Source organism: Agilicoccus flavus (genome assembly GCF_014857905.1).
GTDB lineage: Bacteria > Actinomycetota > Actinomycetes > Actinomycetales > Dermatophilaceae > Agilicoccus > Agilicoccus flavus.
This window is the reverse complement of record NZ_JACYXE010000004.1, coordinates 99690-121917: the sequence shown is the minus strand read 5'-3', so window position 1 is coordinate 121917 and position 22228 is coordinate 99690. Positions and strand designations below refer to the sequence as shown.

At 75.7% G+C, this 22228-nt stretch carries 19 protein-coding genes; 3 read left to right on the top strand and 16 right to left on the bottom strand.

Annotated features, from left to right (window positions below):
• Position 1: 1 nt before the first annotated feature.
• From hpf to ICW24_RS07910, 13 genes are all read right to left on the bottom strand, one after another.
• Complete coding sequence (gene hpf / locus ICW24_RS07970) at positions 2-700, bottom strand: ribosome hibernation-promoting factor, HPF/YfiA family (protein WP_226345187.1); 699 nt, start codon at positions 698-700, stop codon at positions 2-4.
• 482 nt (positions 701-1182) lie between these two features.
• A complete protein-coding gene (locus ICW24_RS19685; RefSeq protein WP_226345186.1) occupies positions 1183-2085 on the bottom strand; it encodes a ComF family protein in 903 nt (300 codons plus the stop codon).
• Positions 2086-2308: 223 nt separating this feature from the next.
• Complete coding sequence (locus ICW24_RS07960) at positions 2309-4114, bottom strand: LpqB family beta-propeller domain-containing protein (RefSeq protein WP_226345185.1); 1806 nt, start codon at positions 4112-4114, stop codon at positions 2309-2311.
• The gene (gene mtrB / locus ICW24_RS07955; protein WP_226345184.1) at positions 4111-5778 is read right to left on the bottom strand and encodes an MtrAB system histidine kinase MtrB; all 1668 of its coding nucleotides are present in this window, start codon (positions 5776-5778) and stop codon (positions 4111-4113) included. The genes ICW24_RS07960 and mtrB overlap by 4 nt, the downstream gene beginning before the upstream one ends.
• 25 nt (positions 5779-5803) lie before the next feature.
• Entirely contained in the window at positions 5804-6481 is a 678-nt protein-coding gene (gene mtrA / locus ICW24_RS07950) for an MtrAB system response regulator MtrA (RefSeq protein ID WP_226345183.1), read from the bottom strand.
• A 179-nt stretch (positions 6482-6660) separates the two neighbouring features.
• Positions 6661-8097 carry an adenosylhomocysteinase gene (ahcY, locus tag ICW24_RS07945; protein WP_226345182.1) on the bottom strand — a complete coding sequence of 479 codons (1437 nt, stop codon included), beginning with the start codon at positions 8095-8097 and terminating at the stop codon, positions 6661-6663.
• Between the two features lie 195 nt (positions 8098-8292).
• Positions 8293-9036: a class F sortase gene (locus ICW24_RS07940; RefSeq protein WP_226345181.1), complete on the bottom strand. Its 744-nt coding sequence runs from the start codon at positions 9034-9036 to the stop codon at positions 8293-8295.
• A complete protein-coding gene (locus tag ICW24_RS07935) occupies positions 9033-10715 on the bottom strand; it encodes an Ig-like domain-containing protein (RefSeq protein ID WP_226345180.1) in 1683 nt (560 codons plus the stop codon). The genes ICW24_RS07940 and ICW24_RS07935 overlap by 4 nt, the downstream gene beginning before the upstream one ends.
• Positions 10716-11009: 294 nt before the next feature.
• Complete coding sequence (locus ICW24_RS07930; protein WP_226345179.1) at positions 11010-12389, bottom strand: mycothione reductase; 1380 nt, start codon at positions 12387-12389, stop codon at positions 11010-11012.
• A 79-nt stretch (positions 12390-12468) separates the two neighbouring features.
• Positions 12469-13653, bottom strand: coding sequence for an SIS domain-containing protein (locus tag ICW24_RS07925; RefSeq protein WP_226345178.1), 1185 nt, complete (start codon positions 13651-13653; stop codon positions 12469-12471).
• Positions 13654-13734: 81 nt separating this feature from the next.
• On the bottom strand, positions 13735-13944 hold the full coding sequence (locus ICW24_RS07920; RefSeq protein WP_226345177.1) for a Trm112 family protein: 210 nt from the start codon (positions 13942-13944) through the stop codon (positions 13735-13737).
• Positions 13945-14056: 112 nt separating this feature from the next.
• Positions 14057-15481 (bottom strand): phosphomannomutase/phosphoglucomutase, encoded by a 1425-nt coding sequence (locus ICW24_RS07915; RefSeq protein ID WP_226345176.1) that lies wholly within the window; start codon positions 15479-15481, stop codon positions 14057-14059.
• Positions 15482-15490: 9 nt separating this feature from the next.
• Positions 15491-15907, bottom strand: coding sequence for a DUF3499 domain-containing protein (locus ICW24_RS07910; RefSeq protein WP_226345340.1), 417 nt, complete (start codon positions 15905-15907; stop codon positions 15491-15493).
• Between the two features lie 72 nt (positions 15908-15979).
• On the opposite strand from ICW24_RS07910, the gene ICW24_RS07905 reads away from it, so the two are divergent.
• A complete protein-coding gene (locus ICW24_RS07905) occupies positions 15980-16483 on the top strand; it encodes a metallopeptidase family protein (RefSeq protein WP_226345175.1) in 504 nt (167 codons plus the stop codon).
• Positions 16484-16782: 299 nt separating this feature from the next.
• Here ICW24_RS07905 and ICW24_RS07900 read toward each other — a convergent pair whose 3' ends face one another.
• On the bottom strand, positions 16783-17058 hold the full coding sequence (locus ICW24_RS07900) for a WhiB family transcriptional regulator (RefSeq protein WP_226345174.1): 276 nt from the start codon (positions 17056-17058) through the stop codon (positions 16783-16785).
• Positions 17059-17451: 393 nt separating this feature from the next.
• Here ICW24_RS07900 and cofD point away from each other — a divergent pair, with 393 nt between their 5' ends.
• Together cofD and ICW24_RS07890 are read left to right on the top strand one after the other, a co-directional pair.
• Positions 17452-18435, top strand: a complete 984-nt coding sequence (cofD, locus tag ICW24_RS07895; protein ID WP_226345173.1) for a 2-phospho-L-lactate transferase — start codon at positions 17452-17454, stop codon at positions 18433-18435.
• Positions 18432-19598 (top strand): coenzyme F420-0:L-glutamate ligase, encoded by a 1167-nt coding sequence (locus tag ICW24_RS07890; protein ID WP_226345172.1) that lies wholly within the window; start codon positions 18432-18434, stop codon positions 19596-19598. Before cofD ends, ICW24_RS07890 begins: the two co-directional genes overlap by 4 nt.
• Before the next feature lie 42 nt (positions 19599-19640).
• On the opposite strand, the gene ICW24_RS07885 is transcribed toward ICW24_RS07890, so the two are convergent.
• Together ICW24_RS07885 and ICW24_RS07880 are read right to left on the bottom strand one after the other, a co-directional pair.
• Entirely contained in the window at positions 19641-20669 is a 1029-nt protein-coding gene (locus ICW24_RS07885; protein WP_226345171.1) for a DNA-3-methyladenine glycosylase family protein, read from the bottom strand.
• Positions 20666-22222 carry a hypothetical protein gene (locus ICW24_RS07880; RefSeq protein WP_226345170.1) on the bottom strand — a complete coding sequence of 519 codons (1557 nt, stop codon included), beginning with the start codon at positions 22220-22222 and terminating at the stop codon, positions 20666-20668. Before ICW24_RS07880 ends, ICW24_RS07885 begins: the two co-directional genes overlap by 4 nt.
• Between the last annotated feature and the right edge of the window lie 6 nt (positions 22223-22228).

The window sequence follows — 22228 nt, the reverse complement described above, 5'->3', positions numbered from 1 at the left end:
GTCAGCCGGCCCTGGCCTCGGGCTCGAGGTCGGCGTCGGGGTCGAGGTCGGCGTCGGGGTCGAGCGCCTCACCGGGCACGACGTCGAGGTGCAACACCCCGTAGTCCCACCCGCGGCGGCGGTAGACGACGCTCGGGCGACCGCTGTCGGCGTCGACGAACAGGTAGAAGTCGTGCCCGACGAGCTCCATGTTGCTGAGCGCGACGTCGAGGGTCATCGGCGGGGACGAGTGCACCTTCTCCCGCACGTGGACCGGCGAGTCCCCCTGTGCGCCCAGCCTGACGTCGATGTCCGACGGCGCGGTGCCGTCGTCCACGACGGACGGGGCCGCCTCGCCGGATCCGGCGAGAGGGAGGCCCGCCGTGGCCCGTTCGATCGACGTCGTCCCCCGGCGACGCGAGACGGTGTGGCGTTCGTGCCGGCGACGCAGACGCTCGGTCAGCTTGGCCAGCGCGAGGTCGAGGGCGCTGTACTTGTCCTCGGCGTGGGCCTCGGCCCGGATGACCGGGCCCTTGGCGAGGCAGGTGATCTCGACACGCTCACTTCCCTTGGGTACCCCCCGGCCCGTCTCCTCGCTGACGACGACCTCGACGCGCTGGGTGCGCCGGGCGTACTGCTCGACCTTGGTCAGCTTCTCGGCACACAGCCGACGGAAACGTTCGGAAACCTGGACATGGTGTCCGGTGACGGTCAACTCCACGAGATCCTCCTCGAGACGGTGCGATGCACCGGGCCGGGTTCGGCCCGGGTCATGAGTGCCGCTGCCACCCCCCTCCGCCCTGCGTGGACGATCGTGCGGCGCGCCCCCGGGGAACGCGCAGGGCCCCCTCCGCAGACGCCGGCGCCGCGCCCGTGGCCCAGGAGAATCCGGACGGATTCGGCCTGGTGCGGCCAAGAGCGGTGCCCCGATGACGGGTGAGGGGACCCATGGACAAACGGTAGTCGACGCGACGGTGGAGCGGGAGGATGGCCCGCCGCCGGCGTCGGCCGCAGGCGGACCCCGAGGCCCTCACCTGCGCCGTTTCGTCCTGGTTCGCCCGATGTGTCCCGCGGGTTGTCGCTCGGGTCGTCGTTCGGGTCATCGGACCGATTCTCGGTGGACGACGGTGGGCGTCGGTCGACGTCGCCGAACGTCGGGGGACGTCGGCGGCCGCCGGTCGATGTCGTGGCGGCCAGGGATCGTCACGGCGCGGCCGCGACCACCGCGGCGACGACGACCTGCGCCCCTGCGGCGCGGAGCGCCCGGGCCCCGTCGGCCAGCGTGGCCCCGGTCGTGCACACGTCGTCGACGAGGACGCAGTCGGCGCCGCGCACGAGCGACACCGCCTGCGGCGGCACGACGAGCGCCCCGGAGAGGTTGACCGACCGGTCCGACCGCCCCAGGCCGCGCTGGTCGAGCACGGCGCGCCCGTGGGCGAGGGCCCGGACCGGTCGTCCCGCCGTCGGCGGCCCCCCGTGACCGGGCCGGGGCACGGCGCGCAGAGCGGCCCGGGCCAGAGCCTCCGTGGGACGGTCGCCGCGGGCGCGGACGGCGTGCGGCCGGCTCGGAGCGGGCACGACGACCGGCGGCCCCGCCGCGGGTCCCGCGCGGGCGAGCGCGCGCACCGCTGCGGCCAGGGCCTGCGTGAGCAGGGGCGCGAGGACGTCGACCGCGTCGCGGCGCGCCCCGTCCTTGTACGCGACGACGAGCGCCGCCAGGGCGCCCCCGTATTCGGCGGCGGCCCACGTGGGCGGGTCGCGCAGCACGAGCCCCGGACTCGCGTGCCTCCCGCCGGGGGCGCGCAGCCGCGCCGCGGCGACCTCCTCGAGGCAGGCCGCGCACACGCTGTGGCCCCGGCCCCGGACCCGGTCCGCGGCCGGACCGGCGTCGGGTTCGTCGTGGAGGACGCCGCCGCACGCGGCGCACGAGGCGGGCAGGACGAGGTCGAGCACGCCGTCGACCGCCCGGGTCCACCCGGCCCGGGCCCCACCGTCCGGGGGCGATGCCCGGGACGGACGCGGGCGACGGACGGGGCCGGGGTCGGGACCGGCGGCGGGGACGGGGGCGTCGTAGACGGGCGTGGGAACGGCCGGGAGGTGGGACACCCGGCGAGCCTCGTCCGTGTCGTGCTCACTCGGGTGGTGCCGCGAGGCCGCCGGAGGACGACCGACGCGGACCGGGCCGCCTCGACCGGCGGTGGACGCGCGGTCGCCGGACCGTCGGGCCGGCACGGCGCCGGACCGGGCGCTTTGCTCAGCGACCCCCGCGACCTCGGACCGCGGCTGCCGCTCCCGGCCGGGCGGGGGCCGTCGGCGGGTGGCCCGGGGGTCAGCGTCCCGGCACGGCGAGGTCGTCGGCCCGGCCGACCTGCGCCCACCCGCCGCCGACGCGGACGTTGACGCTGCCGTCCGTGGCGAGCACGAGCAGGCCCCGACCCCCGCCCGTGGTCGCGACGACGCGCCGCGGGTTGCGCAGCGCGCTCAGCTCCTGCGCGCCGCCGCCGAGCGGCACGACGAACACGGACGCGGCGGATGTCGTCGTCCGGGCGCCCACGACCGCGAGGTGCTCCGCGTCGATCCACGCGGCGTCGCCGGCGTCGACGAGGTCGCCGCCGACCGGCCACGGCTCCGCGAGCCCCGACGGGCGCCCCTGCTCGTCGGGCACGATCCCGCTGACCCCCAGCTCGAGCCGCCCCCGCGACGTGCGGGACACGACGAGCGCCCGGGCGCCGTCGGGCGCCGGCAGCACGGCCTGCACGCGCCGCCCCGCCAGCCAGGGGGCCTGCAGGGGGGCCGGGGCGCGCCTCGAGGCGGACGTCCCCGGGTCCAGCGCCCACACACGGGCGCGGCCGGAGGGGTCCTGACCGCCCACCCACACCCACCCGCTCCGGTCGTACGCAGCAGGCGTGAGGCCGGCGCCGAGCCGGACCGACGACCCCGGCACGCCGGCGCGCCACCGGCGCAGCTCGCGTCGATCGTCGTCCACGGCCGCGACCTGCACCAGGTCGTCGGACGCGACGACGTCCCCCCAGCCCGGCGGCACCCGGGCCAGCAGACGCCCCGCGGGCGGCGGGTCCTCCCCGCGGTCCAGCGGGGTGAAGGCGCCGAGGTCGAGCGCGCGCACCTCGGTGCCGACGCGCCGGACGACGACGGCGGGGTCGGGGGCCTCGACCTCGAACCCCAGCGACGCCGCGGACCCGGGGACACCGGGGATGGTCCCGACGTCGAGGTCGCGCTCGGCCACCCGCAGCCGGACGCTCGAGACGTCGGGCACCTGCTTCATCGTCTCCAGCGCCTGGGCCCAGGCGCGCCGCCGCTGGTCGGCACCGGCGCGCAGCATCGTCGCCGACAGGTCGACCTCGGCGGCGCCGCCGACGACCGGGACGGCGTCGAGCACGAGGGAGGTGCCGGCCGGGAACCCCGAGGCGACGGCGCCGGCGAGATAGCCCGGCACCGGCCCGAGCAGCGAACGGGCCAGCGTCGTCCCGAGACCCGATCCGAGCGGGAACCACCGGCGGTCGGCGACGACCGTCGAGGACCGGGCGCTCGTGTAGGCGACGGCGAAGGGCCGGTAGGCGCTCTCGAAGAACGGCCGGGCGAGCCAGACGCCGAACTCGGGCTCGAGAGCCGAGATCCGCCATTCGCCACCCGAGCGGGTCAGGGTGAGCCGCGAGACGCGCCTCGACCCCACCGGCCGCGCCGTGTACCGGCCGGCATCGTCCAGTCGGGCGATGTCGGCCACGGCCAGCTCGAGCCGGTCGTCGGCGACCGCGGTCAGGGCCACGTCCGAAGCCGATCCGTACACCGTGACGCCCGCGCGGGGGTCCCAGTCCCGCGCCGCCTCGGGGGTGAGGTAGGCCCGGGCGGTGCGGTAGTCGTCCTGCGTGGCCCAGCCGGCGGCGAGGAAGCCCCGCACGACCGCCTCGGGGGTCGCGCCGCGCTGCGGCCCGGCGAACTCCACCCGCACCGGGGGCAGCGGGGCGGGGCCCATGTCGTGGCCCTGCTGGATCGCGCTCGTCCGCGGCAGCCCGCACGCCCCCGCGAGCAGCGTCGTCGCCGCGAGGAGCGCGGCGGTGAACGTCCGGGCGCGGCCGTGCCGCCCCGCCGCGCGGCGGGTGACCGCGCGCCGCGTCACCGTGGCCCCGCAGCGGGCGGGAGCGCGGTGACGCGCGCCTGCGGCTCCGGCGAGGCGGGCTCCGGCGAGGCCGGGTCCGGTCCCAACGACAGCGGCGCGTGCTCAATCGTCTCTCCGGCGACGCGGGGGAGCGTGAGGCGGAAGCGGGCCCCGGCGCCGGGGCGCCCCCAGGCCTGCAACCACCCCCCGTGCAGGCGGGCGTCCTCGAGGGCGATGGCCAGCCCGAGCCCCGTCCCGCCCGTCGTCCGGTTGCGGGCGGGGTCCGCCCGCCAGAACCGGTTGAAGACCAGCGCGGCCTGGCCGGGCTCCAGACCGACGCCGTGATCGCGGACCGCGACGCCGACGGCCCGGTCGTTGTCCGCGAGCTCGATCTCGACGGGCCGGCCCTCACCGTGTTCGAGCGCGTTGACGAGGAGGTTGCGCAGGATCCGCTCGACCCGCCGGGTGTCCATCTCGCACGGGTAGGCCCGGGCCTGCGCGGACACGCTCACCGTGCTGCCCTTGGCCCGCGCGAGGGTGGTGCAGGAGTCGACCACGCGGTCGACGACGTCGCGCACGTCCACCTCGCTGCGTTCCAGCACCGCTCCCCCGGCGTCGTACCGGCTGATCTCGAGGAGCTCGGCGAGGAGCTCGTCGAACCGGTCCACCTCGCTCGCGAGCAGCTCCGTCGACCGGGCGACGGGGACCGCGAAGTCCCCGCGGGAGGCGTGGATCACCTCGGCGGCCATGCGGATCGTCGTCAGGGGCGTCCGCAGCTCGTGCGAGACGTCGGAGACGAAGCGCTGCTGGAGCCTCGACAGGTCCTCGAGGCGGCGGATCTGCGTCTGGAGGCTGTCGGCCATGTCGTTGAACGCCCGCGCGAGGCGGGCGAGTTCGTCCTCCCCACTCACGTGCATGCGTTCGTCGAGCCGCCCCGACGACAACCGGCCCGCGACGGCGGCGGCCTCGCGCACCGGGTCGACGACGAGGCGCGTGACGACGTAGGCGACGAGCCCGATGAGACCGACGAGGACGAGCGCCCCGAGCGCGAACGTCCGCAGCATCATCGTCATGATCGCGTCCTCCCGGTCGAGCGGGAAGACGAAGTAGAGCTCCTGCTGCCCGGCCTGGGGCACGAGGATGCGGGACCCGACGATGACCGCCGGCACGTTCGTCCCGCCCCGGGGGACGGTGATGACCTGCACCTGCTGGTGCTGGGGGTCGGCGGCGAGGACCCGCCGCAACGCGGTCGGCACGACGCCCACGTCGACGTCGGTCCACATCGTCGGGATGCGTTCGGGGCCGCGGAGGTTGTCGATGGCCCGGGTGAGGATGACCTCCCGGCCCGCCTCGAGGCTCTGCGACTCCTGGGCCCGGATGAGGTCGTAGGTGAACTGACGGATGCTCTCGACGTCGATCTGGTCGGTCGAGTCGAGCCGCGCCTGGATGTCGCGCGCGCGCATGGCCGCGTCCTCGCGGGCGGTGACGATCCGGCCCTCGACGAGGCCCACCGAGGTGCGCTGGTAGAGGAACGCCTGGACGGCGACGATGACGACGAGACCGAGGAGCATCGTCAGCGCGACGACCCGCACCTGCAGGTTGGCCCGCCACCAGCGCAGCAGGGTCCGCGTCCGGCGCGCGAGGACCTCGCGGGCGAGCGCGAGTCCGCGCGCGGCTCGCCGCACGCCCCGGCCTGCGCTCGCGTCCATTTCAGGCGGGGCCGGCCTTGTAGCCGACCCCCCGGACGGTGACGACGATCTCGGGTCGCTCCGGGTCCTGCTCGATCTTGCTGCGCAGGCGTTGCACGTGGACGTTGACGAGGCGGGTGTCGCCGGCGTGCCGGTAGCCCCACACCTGTTCGAGGAGGACCTCGCGGGTGAAGACCTGCCACGGCTTGCGCGCGAGGGCCACGAGGAGGTCGAACTCGAGCGGGGTCAGGGAGACGAGGCGGCCGTCGCGCCGGACGGAGTGGCCGGCCACGTCGATGACGACGTCACCGATGGACAGCCGCTCGGTCTCGGGCTCGTCGCCGCGGCGCAGCCGGGCGCGCACCCGCGCGACGAGTTCCTGCGCCTTGAACGGCTTGACGACGTAGTCGTCGGCGCCCGCCTCGAGGCCGCCGACGACGTCGACCGTGTCGGTGCGGGCCGACAGCATGACAATCGCGACACCCGACTCGGCGCGCAGCCGGCGGCACACCTCGATCCCGTCGATCCCGGGGAGCATGACGTCGAGGAGCACGACGTCGGGTCGGTGCTCCCGGTACGCCGCCACCGCGGTCGACCCCTCGGCGCAGTGCGCGACCTCGAAACCCTCGGTGCGCAGCACGATGCCGAGCATCTCCGCGAGGGCGAGGTCGTCGTCGACGACGAGAACGCGTGGCTTCATGGAACGTCCTTCCGGGTGCGAGGCTCCACCCTCGATCGTAACGACGCCGACCCGCGCCGCCGGGGACCACCCGCCCGGGGCGGGTCGAGGGCGCCGGGGGCGACGGGGCGGTGCCGGGGACGGACGCGCCGCCGCCACCCGAGGGTGACGGCGGCGCGGTGCGAGCCCGACGGGCGGGTTCAGTAGCGGTAGTGCTCCGGCTTGTACGGGCCGGCGACGTCGACGCCGAGGTACTCGGCCTGCGGCTTGGTCAGCTCGGTAAGCTCCACGCCGAGCGCGGCGAGGTGGGCGCGGGCCACCTTCTCGTCGAGGTGCTTGGGCAGCACGTAGACGTTGTTCTCGTACTCGTCCTGCTTCGTGTACAGCTCGATCTGCGCGATCGTCTGGTCGGCGAAGGAGTTGCTCATGACGAAGCTCGGGTGACCCGTCGCGTTGCCGAGGTTGAGCAGGCGCCCCTCGGACAGGACGATGATCGAGCTGCCGTTCTCGAACGTCCACTCGTGGACCTGCGGCTTGATCTCGGTCTTCGTGATGCCCGGGATCTTGGCCAGGCCGGCCATGTCGATCTCGTTGTCGAAGTGACCGATGTTGCCGACGATCGCCTTGTTCTTCATCTGCGCCATGTGGTCGGCGCGGATGACGTCGAAGCAGCCGGTCGTCGTGACGAAGATGTCGGCCTGGCCGACGACGGACTCGAGCGCCGCGACCTGGTAGCCGTCCATCGCCGCCTGGAGCGCGCAGATCGGGTCGATCTCGGTGACGATGACGCGGGCGCCCTGGCCGCGCAGCGACTCCGCGCAGCCCTTGCCGACGTCGCCGTAGCCGCAGACGACGGCCGTCTTGCCGCCGATGAGCACGTCGGTGGCGCGGTTGATGCCGTCGATGAGGCTGTGGCGGCAGCCGTACTTGTTGTCGAACTTGCTCTTGGTCACCGCGTCGTTGACGTTCATCGCAGGGAAGAGCAGCTCGCCGGCGCGGGCCAGCTCGTAGAGGCGGTGGACCCCGGTCGTGGTCTCCTCGGTGACGCCCTTGATGTGGCTCGCCACCGTCGTCCACTTCTGCGGGTCGACCTCCATCGTGCGGCGCACGAGCGCCTTGAAGACACCGAACTCCTCCGAGTCGTCCTCGGTGGTCGCGGGGACCTGGCCGGCCTGCTCCCACTCGCGGCCCTTGTGCACGAGCATCGTCGCGTCGCCGCCGTCGTCGAGGATCATGTCGGCGAACTCGCCGTTCGGCCAGGTGAGGATCTGCTCGGTGCAGTCCCAGTACTCCGGGAGGGTCTCGCCCTTCCAGGCGAAGACGGGGACGCCCTGCGGGTCCTCCGGGGTGCCGTTCGGCCCCACGACGACCGCCGCGGCCGCCTCGTCCTGCGTCGAGTAGATGTTGCAGCTCGCCCAGCGCACCTGCGCGCCGAGGGCGATGAGGGTCTCGATGAGCACCGCGGTCTGGACGGTCATGTGCAGCGAACCCGCGATCCGGGCGCCCGCGAGGGGCTGGGAGTCGCCGTACTCCTCGCGCAGGGCCATGAGGCCCGGCATCTCGTGCTCCGCGAGGCGGATCTGGTGGCGTCCGGCCGGGGCCAGGGACAGATCGGCGACCTTGTGGTCAACGGTCATGGTTCAACCTTCTCTGTGTCGAGTGTGGTGAGCCGGCGCCGCCCGTCTGGGCCCGGGGGCGTGAGGCGCGGGGCGTGGGACCCTCGCGTCACGCGGCCTGCCGCGGGTCATCACCCGCGCCGGTTCTCCGGATCCACCTTAGGCGCTCCCCCGGTCCGACCGACGCGGCGTTCCACGCGCGGGCGGCGTGCGGTCTCACCGCTCGGTCGTCACGGGTGCGCCGCGCGGCTCGGGCACGGCGGTGAGCAGGACGTTGTCCTCGTACGTCGCCGCCGCGGGCGTGCGCCGAACCTCGCCCCCGCACGTGACGACGACGAGACGGTGCGGGCCGCTCCGCCCGAACTCGGGCACGTCGTCCTTGTCGAGCGACTCGAGCGCCACGACCCGCCACGACGTCACCGCCCCGGCCGCGTCGGTCGTCAGAACGCGCGCGCGGGGGGCGGCGCGGGCGAGGGCGTGGAGGGCGCCGAGACGGCCGTCGGCGTCGACGTGACCGGCCAGCAGCATCGTGCCGGCGTCGTCGTCGGCGTCGGCACCGCCCGCCCATCGCCCCACCCGGCCGGGGTCGCCGGGGACGACGAGGGCGCCCGCGGGGTCGAGGTCGACGACGTCGATCGGCGCGTCGATGCCCAGCGACTCGACGACGAGTCGGTCGGGACGGCCCCTCGTCGGTGCCGGCGGCTCGGACGGCGCGCCGGACGGCGATCGACCGGTGGGCTCCGCCCGAGGGTCCGCGGCCCCCACGGAGAACTCCGCGGTCGGCAGCGGGGCGGGTGGCGCCTCGCGCGGCCACCAGGCCCACCCGAGCATCACCGTCCCCGCGACGAGGAGCACGACGCACGCGCCGACCACCCCCGGCGAGCGCCGGCGCCGCGCCTGGGCCGTCGCCGGCGCGGCGCCGGCGGTCCCGGCGGGGCTCGCGTTCCGGGTGGGGGTCACTCCCGCGCGGACCCCGATTCCTTCCGGCGACCGGCGAGCAGCAGCCCGATCCCACCGACGCCGACGAGGGCGAGGCCTCCGGCGACGAGGCGGCCGTCGGCGCCCGGCTGCGCCGGGACCCCGGTGTCGATGCGGCTCGGTGAGCCGCCGGACACCGAGGGCGTCGCGCCGGACACCGGCGTGGCCCGGGTCGGCGACGTCGGGGCGGGGCGGGCCGGGGCCACCGAGGCGGGGGCCGTGGGCAGCCTCGTCGCCGACGCGATCGGCACGCTCGTCGCCGACGCGGTGGGCAGCCTCGTCTCCGAGGCCGTCGGCACGCTCGTCGCAGGGGCGGCGGGCACGCTCGTGGCCGAGGCGGTGGGGAGCCTGGTCGCGGGAGCCGTCGGCACGGCCGGGGCCGGAGACGTCGGCACGGCCGGGGCCGTACCCGTCGGCACACTCGTCGCCGGCGCCGTACCCGTCGGCACGCTCGTCGCCGGCGCCGTCCCGGTCGGCACACTCGTCGCCGGCGCCGTCTGGGTGGGTACATCCGTCGCGGGCTCGGTGGTCGCGGGGGCCGTCGCGGTCGGCTCCGGTGTCCCGGGGACGACGACGGTCGGCGTGTCGTCCGGGCCGGTGGGCGTCGACGTGACCGTCGGGACGGTCGTCGGCTCGCTCGGCACGGGGCTCGCAGGAGCCGTCGTCGGGACGGGTGTCCGCCCCGTGCCGACCCCGCCGCCCTCGACGCGCAGGACGTGACCGATCGGCCAGGTGCCGGCGCGCGACAGCTCGACCGTGCCCGAGTTGCGGTACTCCTTGAGGTCCGGGTCGCTCAGCCGCGACCAGCCGAGCACGCCCGGGATGTGCCCGACGTCGTCGGCGCGGGTGCGCAGCACGAGGGTGAGCTTGTCGGGCGCGCAGGTGGTCGTGTAGCGGTCCGGACCGTACCACCCCTGCGGCGCCACGCCTCCGCTGTTCGTCGTGCCCCAGAAGACCGAGATGGTGTCGCAGTCGATCTCCGACCCCGGCCCCGGGGTGTCCGTGAACGTGTACGTCGTGCCCGACCAGTCCTGCATCACCCTCGGGCCGTTGAGCGCCCAGATGATGCGGTCGGCCTCGGGGCGCGGCGGGCTGTTCCTCGCCGGATCGGCCCAGGCCTGCCACTTGGTCGCCGTCTGCGAGTAGTCCCCGACCACGCCGGTGACGCGCACGCTGTCGCGGAACACGACGCCGTCGGAGGTGAACTCGAGGTCGAGGGTGTCGCCCGGTCGGACGGTGCGGGCGAAGGTCACGCCGAACCAGGCGCTGCCGTGGACGTCCGTGTGCGTGTCGACGAAGTCGGTCAGCGTGAACGTCACCGTGCGGCCGGTCACGACGGCGCGCGCGACGACGTCGGTCCCGTCCCGCAGGTCGAAGCGCATGCCGTCGACCGCCTGGAGCTCTGGGGGCAGCGTCAGGGTGAAGCTGTCCCCCACCGACGCCTGGTCGGGCACCGCCCAGTTGACGGCGAGGCGCATCTGGTCGGACACGTCGGACTCGGTGGCGACGAGGTCGACGTCGGTGATCGCGCCCGGGACCTCGGCGGCGTCGGCGGGCCAGGCGGCCACGACGACCGTCGGCAGACACAGCAGGCCGGCCGTGACGGCGGCCGGGGTGAACCCCGTGGAACGGAAACGCGTGAGCCGCGCGATGACGGACATCTCTCTCACTCTCCCCCGCCGCACCGACGCGGGTGCGATGGACGAACAGGTGATTCCGCCCGCGCGTCGTCGCATGTGGCGTCACGACGCCGGCGGTGAATCACATCTCTCGAAGGCGCGAACGGTGTCCGCGCCGTCCCCCCGGACGGATTCACGGTAGCAATTCCCGGGCATCCCAACGCTTTTCGGCCCGGAACACGCCGTGGACGTCACCCGATGCACCGACGTCGGCCGGCGTCGCGACGGCAGAAAAGGTCACAAGCGGGACAAAAGGGACCGAGAAAGGTGAGGCGATCAATCGTCCAGTTCGAGACCCAGAAGCGCGTTCTCGAGAACCTCGGGCAATGCCGGGTGAATCCAGTACTGCGTGCGCACGATGTCGCGGACGCTCTGCCCGGTGGACATCGCCTGGATGGCGGGTTGGATGATAACCGAGGCCTGCGGCCCCATGAGGTGGGCGCCGAGGATCGCACCGGTGGCGGGGTCGGCGAGGACCTTGCACACGCCGGTCGTGTCCTCCATCGCCCAGCCGTAGGCGGTGTCGCCGTACGCCTGGACCTTGACCGTGTAGCGCTCCCCCGCGGCGTCGAGCTCGTCCTGGGTGCGCCCGACCGAGGCGATCTGCGGGTGGGTGAACACGGCGCTCGGCACCGGCGCCGCGAGGAAGGGGAGCAGGTCGCCCGGGTGGGCGAGATTGTGGGCGATCGTGCGGGCCTGCGCGTTGGCGACGTGTTTGAGCTGCTCCGCCGCGACGACGTCGCCGAGCGCCCACACACCCTCCACACCCGTTCGGCCGTACTCGTCGACGACGATGCGGCCGTCGTCGTGGAGCCGCAGCCCGGCCGCCTCGACGCCGAGGTCGTCAGAGTTGGGGCGGCGGCCGGTTGCGACGAGCAGCGTCTCGACGTCGAGGTCGGAGCCGTCCGTGAGGGTCAGCCGCACACCGCCGGGCGTCGAGTGCGCCGCGGTGACGCCCGTGTCCGTGCGCACGTCCCACTGCTCGCGCGCCACCTGGGTGAACCGGCGGGAGATCTCGCCGTCGAGGTGGCGCAGGAGCTGCGGGCCGCGCGCCACGACGGTGACCCGCACGCCGAGCGCGGAGAACACGTGGGCGAACTCGGCCGCGACGTACCCGCCGCCGAGGATCGCCATCGAGGCGGGCAACGCGGGGACCCGCATGACGGTGTCGGAGGTCTCGAAGGGCACCCCGGAGGCGAGGATCACGTCGGGCACGGTCACCCGGCTCCCGGTGGCGACGACGACCTGGTCGCCGGTGATGTGCGCGGTCCCCCCGTCGCGCAGCGCGACGTCGAGGGTGCGGGGGCCGACGAAGCGGGCGTGTCCGGACACGAGCGTCGTGTTCGGCCCCGTCTCGCGATAGGCGCGACCGCCGGCGGAGATGGGGTCGATCCGACCGAAGATGCGATCCCGGATCGCGGGCCAGTCGACGCCGTCGACCCGCCCAGACACGCCGTACCGCGGGGCGGACCGGGTCGTGTCCGCGACGTCGGCGGCGTAGACGTACATCTTGGTCGGGATGCACCCGACGTTGAGGCACGTCCCGCCGAAGACGGGCGAGGCCTCGACGAGCGCGACGCGCCGGCCGTCGAGGTCGGGCGTCACGAGGGAGTTGCCCGAGCCGCTGCCGAGGATGACGAGGTCGTAGTGGTCCACGAGGCCCAAGGGTAGCCGCGCGTCTCCCGCCGGCTTCGGCCGCCGGAGCGGACGGAGCCGTCGGTGCCCCGGCCCGGGCTCAGCCGCCGGTCTGGTCCCGCAGGGCGGTGATGTGGCGGGAGACCGCGGGGTCGATACCGAGACCGAGGGCCACGTAGGTCGCCGCGAAGTCGGTGCGCGCCATGAGCCCCGCGAGGCGGGTGAGGGCGTGGCCCGGCTCGGCGGTCACCGTGGCGACCCGCACCCCCGCCTCCTCGGCGGTGGCCAGCACGGCGTCGGCGAGGGCGGCGAGGTCGGCCTGCTCGGGCGAGGCGATGCGCCCGACCGCGTCGCGGAGCATGAGCAGGCCGAGCCGGGGCTGGGCCGGGCCGTCGAGGAAGGGATCGGCGAAGATGTCGTCGGAGGCGGGCCTGGCACTCACGACGCCGTCGCCCCCGCCCGCGGTGTAGGGGCCGTCGAACGTCGCGACCACCTGGGAGGCGGCGTCGGGCAGCTCGCCGTGGGTCGCGGGCACGCGGGCCGTACGGGCCAGCATCGAGGCCGCCCGCGCCGCCGCGACCCCGGCCAGGGGGCCGTCCCCGAGCACCGTCGGGACCGTCTCCGACAGCGTCAGCGCCAGCGACTTCGCCGGGTTGACGAACGACTCCGACGACGGCCGGCACGCCTCGGCCTCCTCGTCGAGGCGGGTGGCCGCGGCGAGGAGGTCGTCGTCGCCCACCTCGACGAGGCCCAGCTCGCGCGCCGCGACGACGACGGGGGTGAGCAGCGACCACATCGCCGTGCGCGAGGAGACCCGTCCCCGCCCCACGTCGACGTGCACGCCCCGGGCCCGGGCGCACACGGCCGCGAGCGGGCTGTCGGCGGCGCCGACCGTGACCAGGGAGGATCCGCGGCGGGCCGCCTCGGCGGCGACGGCGAGCGGGCCTCGGGCACGGCCCGACAGCGAGACGGCCACGACGAGATCGAGCGGCCCGACCCAGCCCGGCAGCGGCACGTTCCGGCGCACGGCGACGGGGACCGGTGACCCGGGCTCGGCGAGCACGTCGAGGACGTCGGCGACGACCGCCGACCCCCCGAGGGAGGCGACGAGGACCGAGCGGGGCCGGTCCTGGCGGGCGAGCCGGGCCACGCCGGCCTCGGCCGCGAGGACCATCCCCTCGCGCACCTGGGCCCCCGCGGTGGCCAGGGCCCGCAGGGTCTCGCCGCTGTCGCACGACCGGAGGCGGGCCTCGTCGTCGAGCACGGCCTCGTCGATGAAGGGCACGGTGGTCTCCGATCCTCGTCCGGTGCGTCGGGCGATGCGGGTGGGGTGGGCGGAGCGGCGGGCCGCCTCGCGGGCGGGCCGTCAGTCGGTCAGGACGCGGGACTCCTCGACGAGCAGCACCGGGATGCCGTCGTCGATGCGGTACGCGCGTCGGACGCCGTCGGCGTCCGCGCCGGTGGCGTGCAGCTCGGGCGCGCCGTCGGGGCCGGTCGCGTCGGTGAGCTCGGAGCCGGTCACGGGACAGCGGAGGATCTCGCGGAGCCAGGGCTCGATGGGGCGGGTCGTCGTCATGGGGTGCTCCTCGGGTCGGTCGACGGACGGGCTGTGGGGTGGTCGTCGGGTCGTTCTGGGCGGGCTCGCGGCCCGGGGTGCGCCGGCTGTCGCGCCGACCGGCGCGGGCGCGTCAGGCGCGCACGACGGCGAGCACCTCGTCGCGGATGCGGGCCATCGTGTCCGCGTCGGCGGCCTCGACGTTGAGGCGCAGCAGCGGCTCGGTGTTGCTCGGGCGCAGGTTGAACCACCACGCACCGGTGCCGGCCTCGACGGTGAGCCCGTCGAGACGGTCGAGAGAGACGTCGCGGTCCTGCGCCCACGCCTCGACCCGTTCCGTGGCCTCCGCCGTCGATGCGACGGTCGAGTTGATCTCGCCGGAGGCCACGTACCGGTCGTACGGGGCCACGAGCTGCGAGAGCGTGCCGTCGGCCTCGCCGAGCGCGGCGAGGACGTGCATCGCCGCGAGCATGCCCGTGTCCGCGAACCAGAAGTCGCGGAAGTAGTAGTGGGCCGAGTGTTCGCCGCCGAACACCGCGCCGTGGCGGGCCATCTCGCCCTTGATGAAGGAGTGCCCGACGCGGGTGCGCACGGCCCGCGCGCCGCTGCGGGCCACGACCTCCGGCACGACGTGGCTCGTGATGACGTTGTGCACGATCGTCACGTCCGAGGGCCGGGTGCCCCGGTCGCGTTCCTTGGCGATCTCGCGGGCGGCGACGAGGGCCGTGATGACGGACGGGCTCACCGGCTCACCCCGCTCGTCGACGACGAAGCAGCGGTCGGCGTCGCCGTCGAACGCCAGCCCCAGGTCGGCCCCGTGCTCGCGCACCGCGGCCTGGAGGTCGCGCAGGTTCTCGGGCTCGAGCGGGTTGGCCTCGTGGTTGGGGAACGTGCCGTCGAGCTCGAAGTACAGGGGCACGACCTCCAACGGCAGGGAGTCGAAGACGGCGGGGACGGAGAGCCCGCCCATGCCGTTGCCCGCGTCGACGACGACCTTGAGGGGACGGATCCCCGACAGGTCCACGAGGGAGTGCAGGAACGCGGCGTAGTCGGCCGTCGTGTCCTGCGTGTCGATGACGCCCTCCGCCGCCGTCCCGCCGTCGGAGCCCGCCCCCGCATCGCTCCCGGCGTCGGCGCCGGTGTCGAGGATCTCCTGGGCGACCGCGGTGATCTCGCGCAGGCCGGTGTCCTGGCCCACGGGCCGGGCACCGGCGCGGCAGAGCTTGATCCCGTTGTACTGCGCGGGGTTGTGACTCGCGGTGAACATCGCGCCGGGCACCCCCCGGGCGCCGCTCGCGTAGTAGAGACCGTCGGTGGAGCACAGGCCGATGATCGTCACCGACAGCCCGTGGCGCGCGACGCCGCGGGCGAACGCGGCGGACAGCTCCGGCGAACTGGGGCGCATGTCGTGCCCGACGACGACCGACGTCGCGCCCTCGGGGAGGGCGACGACCCGGGCGAACGCGGAGCCGATGGCGGTGGCCTCGGCGACGTCGAACTGCTCGGGGACGACACCGCGGACGTCGTAGGCCTTGATGATGGCGGCGAGATCACTCACCGTCCGAGCCTAACGGTCGCCCGAGCCGGTCTGGACGTCGCGCAGGACGCGCAGGTGCCCCCGGGTGGGATCGCCGAGGCCGGGAGTCGGTGCGCCGGAGGCGTTCCCGACGCCGCGGGCGCCACCCGGGCCCGGGTCGCCCGCGCGACGCGAGGCCTGCTCGCGGACGTTGCGGTCGCGCAGCACGTCGGCGACGGCGAGCAGGTCGTCCTCGGGATCGGGCGCGTCGTCGTAGTGCGTGACGAGCCGGACGACCTCCCAGCCGCGCGGCGCCGTGAGGCGGTCCGCGTGCTCGGCGCACAGGTCGTAGGTGTGGGGCTCGGCGAACGTCGCGAGCGGGCCGAGGACGGCGGTCTGATCCGCGTAGACGTACGTCAGCGTGGCCACGGCACGGCGGCCGCACGCTGTTCGGGAGCATCGGCGCATCACAGTCACACGTCCGAGGGTAACGCCGTCGCCTCCGGGCTTCCGGCCTCACCACGCCGTACAGTGACGCCCGTGACGCGGGGCAGACACGAGGGCAGCGGCGCGCGGGGCGCGAACGGGCGCGGCCGGGGCGGTGGCCCCGCCGCGGGCGTGCGGGGATTCCGCCGTCGCGACCGGCACGGGCGCGGGGTGCGCGGGCCGATGGCCTGGCCGAACGTGCCGGCGATGCGCAGCCGCTCCGACGCGTTCGACGACCACGTCCTCGACGCCGTCGAACGGATCGAGCGCCGCACGCCCGCGGGGATCTCCGACGTCGAGTTCGCCGTCGAGCTCGTCCCCCCGAGCGACCCCGCCCCCTGGGAGGACCGGCAGGTCCCGCTGTCGCGCCTCTTCCCCGCCCAGGCGGGGCTCCCCGCCCGCATCGTGCTGTATCGGCGGCCGGTCGAGAGCCGCGTCGCCGACCCTCGCGACCTGCCCGCCGTCGTCAACGACATCGTCGTGGAGCAGCTCGCGAGCGCCCTCGGGGTCGACCCGGTCGACCTGGACCCGGGCTACCGTCCGGAGGACGAGGACTGACCCGCGTCGGGTGGCCCCCGACCGTGAGGTCCGCGGGCCCCCCGGCCCTTGAGCGCCCGGCCTTCGTCGGCCGGCGAGGACCTCGTCCGGGGTCCGGGCGGTTGCGCGGAACGACCCCGAGACCTCCCTGACACGCCCCTGACACGCCGACGTCCCCGTCCGGAACGGATTCCGGGACGGGGACGTCCGTGGTGCGGCCTCGGCGGCCGGTGGCCCGAGAGGCCTCGCGAGGCGCGGTGGTCGATCGGTGGGCTTCCCCTCCGACGATCGCCCTGGTGCGCGACGCGGTCGGCCGGATCTCAGACGGCGCGCTTCTTGAGCTTGCGCCGTTCGCGCTCGCTCAGCCCGCCCCAGATGCCGAACCGCTCGTCGTTCTCGAGCGCGTACTCGAGGCACTCCACCCGCACCTCGCAGCCCACGCAGACCCGCTTGGCCTCACGGGTGGAGCCGCCCTTCTCGGGGAAGAACGCCTCCGGATCGGTCTGTGCGCACAGGGCGCGGTCCTGCCACGAGAGCTCGGTCTCGTCCTCGGCGTCGACCCCGCCGAGCCCGTCGATGATGTACAGGTCGTTCATGGCCCCTCCTCGACCATCAGGCCTCCGAGCACCGCCCCGACATCGAGGTGTGATGCGCCCCCGTGCGGTGACGTCCGGGCGCACCCCCGTCGGGGGAGTGCGGCACCGGGCGGACACGAGGGGAAACGTCGCGCGGAAGCAACAACACGTGAATTACACGCGTGTCATCCCGGCAAGTCAAGCCCGGATCTGTTAGTGGACACGAACTGTCGTCCAGGACGTCCGCCCTGGTGACGCCCTGTTTTCGGCCCTTATCACGCGGCGCGGGCGGGGGCCCGGTGGGCGGTCTCCGGTCGGCCGACAGCGACGGTCCCGCCACCCACCACGGACCCGTCGCGGCCCCCGTCGCGGCCCCCGTCCCCGGCCGCCGAGACCCCTGAGAGACTGACGCTCATGCAGATCACGGCCCTGGCCGGCGGCGTGGGCGGCGCGCGATTCCTTCGAGGACTCTGCGACCACCTGCGGCGCCGCTCCGACCTCTCCGACGCGCGCCTGACGATCGTCGGCAACACCGGCGACGACATCACGATGTTCGGTCTGCGGGTGTGCCCGGACCTGGACACGCTCATGTACACGCTCGGTGACGGCATCGACGAGTCGCAGGGGTGGGGGCGGGTCGGGGACACCCGCACCCTCCAGGGCGAGCTCGCGGCCTACGGCGTGCAGCCCCAGTGGTTCGGGCTCGGCGACCTCGACCTCGCGACGCACGTGGCCCGCAGCCAGTGGCTCGGGCAGGGCGCCACCTTGTCGGAGGTCGTCGCGCGACTCGGCGCGCGCTGGGGGCTGGACCGGCTCGGGGTGACGCTGCTGCCCATGAGCGACGACCCCGTCGAGACCCACGTCGTGATCGACGACGAGGACGGGCGGCGCGCGATCCACTTCCAGGAGTGGTGGGTGCGCCACCAGGCAGGGATCCCGGCCCGGACGTTCACCGCCGTCGGTCTCGACCGCGCGCGACCCGCCCCCGGCGTGCTCGAGGCGATCCGTGGGGCGGACGTCGTCCTGCTCCCGCCGTCCAACCCCGTCGTCTCGATCGGGATCGTCCTCGGGGTGCCCGGCGTGCGCGATGCCCTGCGCGGGTGCGCCGCCCCCGTCGTCGGGGTCTCCCCCATCGTCGGCGGGGCCCCGGTCCGCGGGCACGCCGACGCCTGCCTCGCCGCGCTCGGCCTGCCGACCACGCCCGACGCGGTCGCCGGTCTGTACGAGGACTTCCTCGACCGGTGGCTCGTCGCCCCGGGTGACGCGGCGGGCATGCGCCGCCGCCGGGGGCTCGACGTTCTCGAACGGCCGCTGCTCATGCGCGACCGGACCTCGGCGGCCGAGCTGGCCGGCGCCGCCCTCGACGCCGCGCTCGACGCCGGCCCCCGCCGCGGATGACGCGGAGCGGCGGAACGGGCGAGCAGGGCGGCGCGCTGACCGTGTGGCCGCTGCGCGGCATCCCGGAGGTCCGGACCGGGGACGACCTCGCGGGGCTGCTGACCCGGGCCCTGGTGGGGACGGGGCCCGGCGGCCTGCGCGACGGCGACGTCGTCGTCGTCTCGAGCAAGGTGGTCTCCAAGGCGCAGGGGCTGCGGGCGGCCGCCGACACGAGGGCGGCGGTCGTCCTCGCGCAGGCGCGGCGGGTCGTCGCCGAGCGGCTGGGTGCCTCCGGTCTGACCCGCGTCGTCGAGTCGCTGGCCGGGCCGGTGCTCGCCGCCGCGGGGGTCGACGCCTCCAACGTGGGCGACGCGGCCGGGGCCGAGAACACCGTGCTGCTCCTCCCCCGCGACCCGGACGCCGCGGCCCGGGAGCTGCGCGCGCAGCTCCTGCACCGGCATCCGCACGTGCGCGACCTCGGGGTGATCGTCAGCGACACGGCGGGGCGCCCGTGGCGCGTCGGGCAGACCGACTTCGCCCTCGGCGCCGCGGGCGTCGTCGTCCTCGACGACCTGCGCGGCGCGGTGGACGCCGACGGGCGCACGCTCGCGGTCACCGCCCGCGCCGTCGGGGACGAGATCGCCGCCGCCGCCGACCTCGTCAAGGGCAAGGCGGCCGGCGTGCCCGCCGCCCTCGTGCGCGGTCTCGCCCACCTCGTGCGGCCGACCGGTCCCCCCGACCTCGAGGGGACCCCGGGCGCCGGGGCCGCGTCGCTCGTACGCACCGGGCCGGGCGACTGGTTCGCCTACGGCCACATGGAGGCGGTGCGGGCCGCCCTCGGCGTGCTCCCGGGCACCCCCGAGGCGGTGCGGGTCGGGGTCCCCGCGGCCGGCGACGAGCCGCCCGAGGACGTCCTGGTCCGGGCCGTCGCCGTCGCGGGACTGCGCGAGGGCCTCCCGGTGCCCCCGCCGTCCCACCCTCGCGCCCGGCTCGTCGGCGCGGGCGTCGACCTGTCCACGGTGCGGGCGGACGTCGTCCAGGCCGGGGTGCGCCTGGGCGCCGCCGACCCGGTCGTCCTCGGTGCCGCCGCCGCGCGGCTCGTCGCCGCCCTGCGCGGCGAGGGATGGGAGGCGACGGTCGCCGCGCCGACGGACCCCGGCTCCGCCCTCGTCGTCGTCCTCTGAGCAGCGGCGCCGGCGGCACGGCGCCGACGGCACGAGCGTTGCCTACCAGGCCCCCGGGATGTGCGTGGGCAGCCGGAAGCGGGGTCCACGGCGCGGGCGCACGGCGCCCCCGAGTTCCAGGAGCCGCTGGACGCGATAGCGATGCGGGCGATAGGGCTCCAGCAGGTCGGCGAGGGCGTCGTCGTCGACGGGGGTGCCCGTCAGGGCCCAGCCGATGTTCGCGGCCACGTGGTAGTCGCCGAAGCTGACGGCGTCGGCGTCGCCGAGCGCGACGTGCGCGACCTCGGCGGCGGTCCAGCGGCCGATGCCCGGCACGGCGCGGAGCCGCCGGGACGCGTCGACCGGGTCCATCCGGACGCACTCCTCCAGGCGGCCGGCCACCCGGACCGCCCGCATGACGGTGGTGGCCCGGTGCGCGTCGACCCCCGCCCGGGTCCATTCCCACGAGGGGATCCGGGCCCACTGCGCGGCCGCCGGCGCCACGACGAGCCGCAGCGCGGGTCCCGGGCCCGGGGCCGGGGTGCCGTAGCGACGCACGAGATGGCGGTAGGCGGCGAACGCCTCCTTCCCGGTCACCTTCTGCTCGATAATGCTCGGCACGAGCGCCTCGATCACGAGACCCGTCGCCGGGACGCGCCAGTCCGCGTGCTCCCGACGGGCCCGGGCCACGTCCTCGTGGCGGGGGACGAACCCCGTGTCGTCGTCGGCGGCCCCGAGCACGGTCGGCATCCGCTCGACGATCCAGTCTGCGCCGGGCCCCCAGGCGCGCACGCGCAGGTCGGGCCGGCGGCGGCCTTCCGGTGGGGTCGGCCGGTCGTCGGCGAGGTGCACGGTCACGGGCCCGTCGGGGGTGCGCCACGCCTTCCACACCGATCCGCCCGCCCCGTCGACCCAGGTCGGGTCGCCGGCTCCGCGGCGCAGCACCCGCAGCGTGCGACGGACGTCGAGCGGGATCGTCTCGGTCCGCGCGAACGCCGCCTCGACGTCGGGGGCCGGGTCGTCCGCCGGGGGGTCCGCGCGCGCGTCGGGGCGTGATCCTGCGGGGGCGACGTCCGAGCGGTCGTCGCTCACCGGCGGGTGAAGGCGAGCCGGACGAGCCCGTACGGCCCGTCGACGTCGGGGTCCGTCCGGAGGCCGCGGAGGAGGTCGCCGTCGAGGTCGCCGACGAGGTCGAGCCCGCGGTCGGAGGCCGCGGAGACGAGCCGTCGCACCTCCGGGGCGCCGAACGGCTCGGCGGGGTCGGCGGTGAGCACGGCGGTGAGCACGACGATCCCGCGCGGGACGAGGACGACGGACGCGTCCGCGAGGACGGCCGACAGGTCGGCGGCGGGGACGTCGGCGGGGTGGACCTGCGAGATGAGATGGACGGACGCACCCGCCAGGTCGAGGGCCGCCCACGTGGCCTGAGGGCCGGCGACGCACGCCTCGACGACGTCGTGCCCACGCCCGCTGATCCAGCGTCGGACCGGGGACCTCGGTCCGGACTGGTCGACGACGACGGTGCGGGCGGGGCCGACGTCGACGAGGTCGAGGCAGTCGAGGACGCCGAGCGCGGCCCACTCCGCGAGCGCGCCGCGACCGAGGACGGACGGGACGAACCCGCCGGTCAGACCGTGCGAGCGGAGACCGGTGCGGACGTCGGCGAGGGCCGCGGTGTCGGTGACGACGGCGCTGGGCGGCTCGGGACGCGCACGCACACGGGCCCGGTGGCGACCGGTCGCGGTGACGACGCCGTCCCGCGCCGCGTCGGGCGCGGCGCCGCCCCGCATCCTGCGGCCGAGCCGCCGGGTGAGGGAGATCGGTCGCGACATGAACGTCGCCGCGCGGTGGCGGCCCGACCGCGGAGCCGGCACCCCCTCGGCCGTGTCGTCCGCGCCCGCGGGCCGGTCGCCGCGCTTGTCGAGGAAGCGCTCGAGCGGCTCCACCGCCCCGACCCAGCCGTCGTCGCCGGCCCGACCGCTGTCGTCGAGGAGGGCGACGGCGTCGACACGGGACCAGACGCGCCGGCACAGCGGCCCGTCGCCGAGGTGGTCGACGGCGAGGGCGACGACGGCGGGGCCGCACCCGTCGCGCCGCGCGGAGCGCAGGCCCGCCAGCGCGAACGCAGGGACGCACGCGCGGGCGCCGGGGCTCATGACGATGAGGACGACGTCGCGGTCGGCGAGCGCCACGCCGAGGCGCCGCCAACCCAGGGGGCCGAACGGAATCGCGGTCGGTGTCGAGCCGACCCGGGGCGACGAGCGCTGCCTGGGACGGCCGCCGGGGCGGGGCAGGCGCGGGCGTGTCGGCCAGGTCACCACGTCGACGTCCCGGCCCCGCCGACGCAGGGCGGCGCCCAGCGCGTCGACGTGGTCGAGCAGGCCGACGCGGTGTGGGGCGAGGACGGTGACGCGCAACGCGGTGCGCGGATCGACGGGCAGGCTGCGGCCGCCGCACGACCCCCTGGCCGGGCCCGCGGCCGACCTGGCCCGCGCCGACAGGGCGCGGCCGACGCGGCCCGCGCGCCGCGCGCGGGCGGACCCGTTCCAGGGCATGCGCGCCCACGGGCCGTTGCCGGCGGGCACGCGCTCGGGGGACAAGCGGCCGAACGGCTCGTCCGATCGGGGCGAGAACGACGGGACCATGATCCG

Coding starts and splice junctions, on each gene's coding strand:
- mtrA (WP_226345183.1), bottom strand. CDS start 6,481: ATGAAGCCACGCGTTCTCGTCGTCGACGACGACCTCGCCCTCGCGGAG.
- ahcY (WP_226345182.1), bottom strand. CDS start 8,097: ATGACCGTTGACCACAAGGTCGCCGATCTGTCCCTGGCCCCGGCCGGA.
- ICW24_RS07935 (WP_226345180.1), bottom strand. CDS start 10,715: ATGTCCGTCATCGCGCGGCTCACGCGTTTCCGTTCCACGGGGTTCACC.
- ICW24_RS07920 (WP_226345177.1), bottom strand. CDS start 13,944: ATGACGACGACCCGCCCCATCGAGCCCTGGCTCCGCGAGATCCTCCGC.
- ICW24_RS07910 (WP_226345340.1), bottom strand. CDS start 15,907: ATGCGCCGATGCTCCCGAACAGCGTGCGGCCGCCGTGCCGTGGCCACG.
- ICW24_RS07900 (WP_226345174.1), bottom strand. CDS start 17,058: ATGAACGACCTGTACATCATCGACGGGCTCGGCGGGGTCGACGCCGAG.
- cofD (WP_226345173.1), top strand. CDS start 17,452: ATGCAGATCACGGCCCTGGCCGGCGGCGTGGGCGGCGCGCGATTCCTT.
- ICW24_RS07890 (WP_226345172.1), top strand. CDS start 18,432: ATGACGCGGAGCGGCGGAACGGGCGAGCAGGGCGGCGCGCTGACCGTG.
- ICW24_RS07880 (WP_226345170.1), bottom strand. CDS start 22,222: ATGGTCCCGTCGTTCTCGCCCCGATCGGACGAGCCGTTCGGCCGCTTG.